Source organism: Streptomyces nanshensis, assembly GCF_001751255.1.
In the GTDB taxonomy this organism is placed as follows: Bacteria; Actinomycetota; Actinomycetes; order Streptomycetales; family Streptomycetaceae; genus Streptomyces; species Streptomyces nanshensis_A.
The window spans coordinates 1-6,049 of record NZ_LJGW01000674.1 but is presented as its reverse complement, the minus strand read 5'-3'; the positions used below and the strand labels follow the sequence as shown (position 1 = coordinate 6,049).

Genomic DNA, 6,049 nt, shown 5'->3' with positions numbered 1-6,049 from the left:
CCCCGGACGGGCGGTCGTCCCCGGCGGCTCCCCGGCCCCCGGAGGACCGGCGCGCGGCCCGCGCCCGTCCGTTCCCGCGCAATCCGCTGTGCCGCCGATGCCTCGCCACGCCCCCGGCGCGAGTACGTCGCTCGCCGAGTGGCTGCGCGTCCCGCGCCCGGAGGCGGAGCCCGGGATCTGGCGTTACGGCCACCGGCCGAAGCTTGCTCAGGAACCGGACCGGATCGATGACCGGCAACTCCTGGGCGGTGCGCTGCTCGCGCTGCTGGTGGCCCTTCTCGTCTGGTCGCTGATCACCAACGGGTACATCCCGGTGCTCGGCTGGCTCTACGGACTGTTCCCGAACTCCTGGGCGTGGGGTGGCGAGTCCCATTCGCTGCTCGGGAAGCTGCTGTTCAACTACTGCATCTACGCCGTCCTGCTCGTTCCGCTCTTCTGGGTCGCCGGGCGCGCGGGCCGCTGGCCCGAGGTCTGGCGGCGACACGTGCGCAAGCGGTTCCGCGGAGGCGACGAGACGGCCTCGGCCCGGAACGCGTCGGCGGCCGGATCCGCCGCCGGGCCGAACTCCGCCCCGAAGAACGGAGAGACAGCGGCGCCCGCGGACCACGCGCTCGGTCCGGACGACCCCGCCTTCTGGCCCGGGGTGCGCGGCGCGGGCGAACACGCCGCAGCGGACCTGCTCACCGCGGAGGTCCGTGCGGGCCGCATGAACGACGTCGACTACGCCCGTATCGCAATGGAATGGCGTGCGGTCGAGGCACAGCCCGAGCGCCGCCAGCGGTTCACGGCAGAGGTGATGAGCCGTGCCGCCGCCGCCTTCGTCCATCCCTCGGCCGCGCGCGACCTGCCCTCTCGCGTGGCCCGCCACGACCTGCGCACAGGGCAGGTACGCCTGGGGTCGGTCCCCGACGTGGAACGGAATCCCTATCGCTACCGGGGCACGGCCCTGGCTCTGGAGCCCGGGCTGCTCAGCACCTCGCTGCTCGCGGTCGGCCCGTCCGGTGCGGGCAAGACGGCGAAGGTCGTACGCCCCGTCGTGGAGACCCTGGCGCTCCAGGCGCTCGCGGGCCGTACGGCGCTCGTCGCCGCCGGCCCGGCCGGATCCGGGCTCGGGCCGGACTCCGCGTTCGACGTGGTGATCAAGCTCGGGCATCCGGACTCCGCGTACGACCTGGACCTCTACGGCGGCACCACCGACCCCGACGAGGCGGCCGCGGTGCTCGCCGAGGCGCTCGTCGGCGACGACCCGCAGACCGATCCGCGCCGTGCCGCCACCGCCCTGGCACAGCTCATCGGCCCGTACCGCGCGGCGCACGGCCGCTTCCCCCCGGTCCCGGAACTCCGGGAGCTGCTGGACGGGGTGCCGGTCGCTCTGGCCGCACTGCGCGAGGCGTGCGAGTCGTCCGGGTCCCATGTGGCCGGCGCCGCGCTGCGCGAACTGGACGCGCGGGAACGCCAGTCGAGCCGCGCCGACGATCCGGGGCGGCTCCTCGCGGACCGCGTCGCCCTCCTCGACCGGCCCGCCTTCGCCGGCTTCTTCGACACGAGCGGTGAGAGCCGCCCGTTCTCCATGCGCGCGCTCGAACACGCGGTACGCGTACGCATCGATCTGCCCGACCGGGGGCACGCGGAGGCCTCGCGGCTGCTGAGCAGGCTGCTGCTCGCCCAGTTCTCGGCCTGCGTCGCCGCCCGCGACGACCGCTCCCACTTCGCCTGCCTGGTCCTCGACGACGCCACGCATGCGATCACCGAGTCCGCCGTACGCGAGATCCAGCGGCTCCGCTCGGCCAACGCGGGTGTGCTGCTCGCGCTGCGGACGCTGGCCGACGTACCCGAGAATCTGCGCACCGCCCTTCTGGGAGCGGTGGGTTGCCGGGTGGTCATGGCCGGGGTGAACACCTGGGACGGCGAGGTCTTCGCACAGGCCTGGGGCCGGGACTGGGTGCAGACCGAGGACGTCACGCACACGCCCGACTACCACGGTGGCCTCGTCACGCGCTGGGTCCGCGGAATCCGCGCCCTGTTCACGGGGGTTCGCGCCACCACGCAGTCCGTCACCGTCCGCACCGTCCAGCGTGAGCGATGGTCCGCGTCCGATCTCGCGAACGATCTGCCGCCCGGGCACGCGGTGTTGTCGCTGACCACCGTCCGCGGAGAGCGCACCCCGCCGATCCTGGCGGAGCTCGGGGAGTGACCGCGCGGACCTCCCGTCGTACGACACCGGAACGGGCGCCCGCACCCGGTGCGCGGACCGGTGCGCGAAAGGCCCCGCGAGGGCGCACGCGGGCCCGTACGGCGGTGAGTTCGGGAATGACCGAAATGAGCCGGGCGCCTGTACGGTGAGCCTTGTTATGCCACCGACTCTCGCCTCCCTCGTGCAGCACTCCGCACTCCGGCTGGCCGTGCTCACCGGGCAGGACAGGCTGGACACCGGTGTGCGCTGGGCGCACGCCAGCGAGCTGGCGGATCCGACTCCGTATCTGGACGGCGGTGAGCTGCTGCTCGTCACCGCCCTGAAGCTGGACGTCGAGGACGCGGACGCCATGCGCGCCTACGTGGCCCGGCTGGCCGGGAAGGGCGTGGTCGGCATCGGCTTCGCCGCGGGCGTCAACTACGAGAAGGTTCCGGAGACGCTTATCGAGGCGTGCCGGGAGGCGGATCTGCCGCTGCTCGAAGTCCCGCGCCGTACGCCGTTCATCGCGATCAGCAAGGCGGTCTCGGCGGCCATCGCGGCCGAGCAGTACCGCGCGGTGACGGCCGGCTTCGACGCGCAGCGCGAGATGACGCGGGCGGCGCTGTCGCACGAGGGCCCGGCGGCGCTGCTCACCAAACTCGCCTCGGAGGTGGCCGGTTGGGCCGCGCTGTACGACGCCTCCGGTGCCGTCGTGGCCACCGCACCGGCGTGGGCGGGACGCCGCGCCGCCCGCTTCGTCGGCGAGGCCGAGCGGCTGCGCGACCGTCCGGCTCCCGCGAGCGCGGTCGTCAGCGGCGCGGACGCGGGCGACGACCGCGTCGAGCTCCAGTCGGTCGGCAGCGGACGGCGTGCGAAGGCGGTGCTCGCCGTCGGTACCGCCGCTCCGCTCGGCACCGCCGAGCGCTACGCCGTCCATTCCGCGATCGCCCTGCTGACACTCACGATGGAGCGCTCCCGCGCGCTCCAGGAGGCCGAACAGCGCCTGGGCGCCGCGGTGATGAGGATGCTGCTCTCCGGTGAGTCCGACCATGCGCGGGCGGTCGCGGGCGGCCTGTACGGGGATCTGCTCGACGCCCCGATGCGGGTGCTCATCTGCGAACCCGCCGCGGGTCCCTCCTCCCGCGCCCGCGCGGGTGCGGGGGCCGCCGCAGGACGGCAGTCTGCCGTGGAGGCGAACGGCTCGGGGCCCGCCCGTACGTCCGCGCCCGCCGGCGGCAACATGCCCGTCGTGACCGTCACCGAGTCCTCGGCCGTCTCCGTGCCCGTACCGGAGGGCAGCGCCGAGGATCTGCCCGGACCGCTGGAAGCGCTCGCCGACCTCGTCGAGACCGCCGCCGCACGCAGCGGCGAGGCCGTCCTCGTCATACCGGACGGCAGCCGGCTCGTCGTGCTCGCCTCCGACGGGGGAGCCGCGGTCGCGGCGTGCGCCCAGTACGCGGCGGCCTGCGCGAAGGCCGTCGAGCCGTCGGGCGCGGGGGGATCCCATCCGCCGGGCGGTGTCTCGCTGCCGGACGACGCGCTCGTCATCGGGGTCTCCGCGCCGAGCGGTCTCGCGGGCGCCGCCGTCGCCTTCAAGCAGGCCGACCAGGCGCTGTCGGTGGCGCGCCGCCGCGGTACGCCGCTGGTGGAGCACGAGGACGTGGCCGCGGGCTCGGTGCTTCCGCTCCTCGCCGACGACGCCGTACGGGCCTTCGCGGACGGGCTGTTGCGCTCCCTGCGCGAGCACGACGCCAACGGCAGGGGAGACCTCGTCGCGTCGCTGCGCGCCTGGCTCTCCCGGCACGGGCAGTGGGACGCCGCGGCCGCCGATCTGGGCGTGCACCGGCACACGCTGCGCTACCGGATGCGCCGCGTCGAGGAGATCCTCGGGCGCTCGCTGGACGATCCGGACGTCCGCATGGAGCTGTGGCTCGCCCTCAAGGCGACGGGCTGAGCGGCCTCCGTACGGGACGGCTGCTGTAGAGAGCCTCCGTACGGAACGGGCCGCGCGCATCGGGCCGTACAGAGCGTCCGTACGGAACGCCCGTACGACCCGTTCCCCGAACCCTCCGCCCGCCCCACCGCGAGGCGCCAAACCGGCGCGTCCCGGCCCGGCACTGCTACGCCCCGGACAAGAAACAGCGCTGCCGCCAACCCCTACCGTGGGCAGGGAGAGCCGGACCGCGGGCGGCTGCCGCCGTGCCGTGGGATCCGTCCTCGTTCCGCAGACATCACCACTTCGGAAGGCGGCCCCCGCAGTGACGACAGCGACTTCCCCGCACGCGTTCTGGCTCGCCGGCCGCGAGGCCACCGGCGACGACAGGCTCGACGTCACCTCGCCCTGGGACGGACGGGTCGTCGGCAGCATCAGCCTGCCCACCGCGGACCAGGTCGAGGAGGCCGTGGCCGCCGCCGCGTCCGTGGCGGACGAGTTCGCCGCGACCCCGGCGCATGTGCGCGCGGCCGCGCTCGACCACGTCACGGCCCGCGTCCGCGAGCGCTCCGAGGAGATCGCCAAGCTGATCTCGGCGGAGAACGGCAAGCCCATGAAGTGGGCGCGCGGTGAGGTCGGCCGGTGCGTCTCCGTCTTCCGCTGGGCCGCCGACGAGGCCCGGCGCTTCAACGGCGGCGAGGCGCAGCGCCTCGACTCCGACGCGGGCGGCGCGGGCCGTCTCGCCCTCACCCGGCGCTTCCCGTACGGGCCGGTCCTCGGCATCGCGCCGTTCAACTTCCCGCTCAACCTCTGCGCCCACAAGGTCGCGCCCGCGCTGGCCGTCGGCACCCCGATCATCCTCAAGCCCGCTCCGGCCACGCCGCTGTCCGGGCTGCTGATCGGCGAACTGCTCGCCGAGACGGATCTGCCGGCCGGTTCGTGGTCGGTGCTGCCCGTGCCCAACGACCGGATGCCGGAGCTGGTGCAGGACGAGCGGCTGCCCATCATCTCCTTCACCGGCTCGGCGCCCGTCGGCTGGTCCATCCTCGACTCCGCGCCGCGCAAGCGCGTCACGCTCGAACTGGGCGGCAACGGCGCGGCGATCGTGCTCGGCGACTACTCCTCCGAGGCCGACCTCGACTGGGCCGCCCAGCGCATCGCCACCTTCTCCAACTACCAGGCGGGCCAGTCCTGCATCTCCGTGCAGCGGGTGATCGCCGACGCCTCCGTCTACGACAGCCTCGTCCCGAAGGTCGTCACCGCGATCGAGGCCCTGCGCACCGGCGACCCCTCCGACCCGGCGACCGACGTCGGCCCGCTGGTGAGCGAAGAGGCGGCCCAGCGCGTCGAGTCGTGGGTCGAGGAGGCCGTCTCGCGCGGCGCGAAGCTGCTCACCGGCGGCAAGCGAGAGGGCGCGACGTACGCGCCGACCGTGCTGGAGGGCGTCCCGGCCGACACCCGGATCGGCTGCGAGGAGGTCTTCGGGCCGGTCATGTCGCTGACGAAGGTGGACGGCGAGGAGGAGGCGTTCGCCGTGGCCAACGACTCCCAGTACGGCCTCCAGGCAGGGCTGTTCACCCACGACATCCAGGCCGCCTTCCGCGCCCACCGTGCGCTGGAGATGGGCGGTGTGATCGTCGGCGACGTCCCGTCCTACCGCGCCGACCAGATGCCGTACGGCGGCGCGAAGCAGTCCGGCGTGGGCCGCGAGGGCGTGCGCTTCGCGATGGAGGACTACACGTACGAGCGCGTCATGGTGCTCACGGGCCTGGAGCTGTAGTTCACGGCGGCCCGCCCGCGGAGACGGCCGGGGCGACCAACGGGCGGGAGGCGGGCGGCGCTTGGTGCGCGCGCCGTCCCGCCGCCCGTCCGTCCCGCGCGCGGGTACGTTCACCCCATGCCCGTGAACCGTGAAGCCGCAGCGGCCGGCTCGGCGCCCGGCG

Annotated in this window: 3 protein-coding genes; all 3 read left to right on the top strand. The window is 74.3% G+C overall.

Annotation, left to right across the window (positions count from 1 at the left end; genetic code table 11):
• Window positions 1–97 precede the first annotated feature (97 nt).
• The 3 genes from AN218_RS31445 (at window position 98) to AN218_RS31435 (ending at window position 5,886) form a co-directional block, all read left to right on the top strand.
• Window positions 98–2,194 carry an ATP-binding protein gene (locus AN218_RS31445; protein WP_338059655.1) on the top strand — a complete coding sequence of 699 codons (2,097 nt, stop codon included), beginning with the start codon at window positions 98–100 and terminating at the stop codon, window positions 2,192–2,194.
• A 157-nt stretch (window positions 2,195–2,351) separates the two neighbouring features.
• Entirely contained in the window at window positions 2,352–4,127 is a 1,776-nt protein-coding gene (locus AN218_RS31440) for a PucR family transcriptional regulator (RefSeq protein ID WP_070020426.1), read from the top strand.
• 304 nt (window positions 4,128–4,431) lie between these two features.
• Window positions 4,432–5,886 carry an aldehyde dehydrogenase family protein gene (locus AN218_RS31435; RefSeq protein WP_070020425.1) on the top strand — a complete coding sequence of 485 codons (1,455 nt, stop codon included), beginning with the start codon at window positions 4,432–4,434 and terminating at the stop codon, window positions 5,884–5,886.
• The last annotated feature ends 163 nt before the right edge of the window (window positions 5,887–6,049 follow it).

What these genes read in the sequence shown, in the direction of transcription:
- AN218_RS31445 (WP_338059655.1), top strand. Translation starts at nt 98, where the DNA reads ATGCCTCGCCACGCCCCCGGCGCGAGTACGTCGCTCGCCGAGTGGCTG.
- AN218_RS31440 (WP_070020426.1), top strand. Translation starts at nt 2,352, where the DNA reads ATGCCACCGACTCTCGCCTCCCTCGTGCAGCACTCCGCACTCCGGCTG.